Here is a 918-nt window from a genome sequence, read left to right as displayed (position 1 = left end):
CGTCGCGGGCGCGGCCGGAGCCGCTGCGGCGGGGGTCGGGGCTGAAGCGGGGGCGGTCGGTGCGCCCTCCTTGGCGGAACCGTTCTCGCCCGGCGTGTAGTCGGCGAAGAAGTCCCACCACGCGGGGTCAACCGCGTTCTTGTCCTTCAGGTACTGCTGGTAGAGCTCGTCCACAAGCCATTCGTTGGCTCCGAATGACGAGCTCGCCACGCTGATCGACTCTGAACCAGCCTTAGGGGACACGCGCGGATCGCCCACCTTCACCACAGTTGCGTTCGTCGCGCGCCGTACAGGGGTCACAGCGCGCACAGCCCGAATGGTTTTCGGACCCTCCAAGGGTAGGCCCTTCGCGCCCCGCGGGGGGGCGTGATCACGCGGGTGTTGCGGGCGGGTCCGGTGTCAAAGAAGTAGGTTCGTCATGTTTCTCGCACACAGAGCAAAACCAGGGCAACGTTCGGCCTGGAAGTCCCCAACATGGTGTTACGGGGTTTCGCCCCGCACGGACAACCTTTGGCGTCTGTGACAGAAATCACGGGACTCCGTCTCACGTTTCGACCGCTCGCAGCCCTAGGCTGCTGGGTTTCTCACCAGACGCCGCCCACTGGACGCCGCCCGCGGCGCAGGACGAGGTCAGACCGTGTGCGTCGTGCTCACACCCGGTGCCGGGTGCGCCCGTGCGGGGAGGGTGACGCGCATCGTCGCGCCCCGCTCGGAGTCCACGACCTGCACGTGGCCGCCGTGCAGCTCTACCGCCCAGCGGACGATCGCGAGGCCGATCCCGGTGCCGCCGCTCGACCCGACGGTGCCGGAGCCGACCGTCCCGCCGGCGCCGCTCATCGTGTCCGCGAGGGACTCGTCGGTCGCGGGGGCACGGCCCTTGTCGCCCCGGTTCCGGCCGCCCCGGCGGCTGACGCTCCG

At 69.6% G+C, this 918-nt stretch carries 2 protein-coding genes; both read right to left on the bottom strand.

Features of this window, described 5'->3' with window-relative positions; genetic code table 11:
- Positions 1–174 (bottom strand): 2-oxoglutarate dehydrogenase E1 subunit family protein (locus PROKR_RS31995; RefSeq protein ID WP_245606004.1); only part of this gene is annotated, 174 nt, incomplete at its 3' end.
- A 456-nt stretch (positions 175–630) separates the two neighbouring features.
- Positions 631–918, bottom strand: a 288-nt coding sequence (locus PROKR_RS37690; RefSeq protein WP_036970394.1) for an ATP-binding protein, incomplete at its 5' end; no start/stop codon positions are given.

Origin of the sequence: Promicromonospora kroppenstedtii DSM 19349 (genome assembly GCF_000515355.1) — a bacterium.
GTDB lineage: Bacteria > Actinomycetota > Actinomycetes > Actinomycetales > Cellulomonadaceae > Promicromonospora > Promicromonospora kroppenstedtii.
The sequence above is the reverse complement of the archived record's forward strand: the minus strand, read 5'-3'. Positions and strand labels throughout refer to the sequence as shown.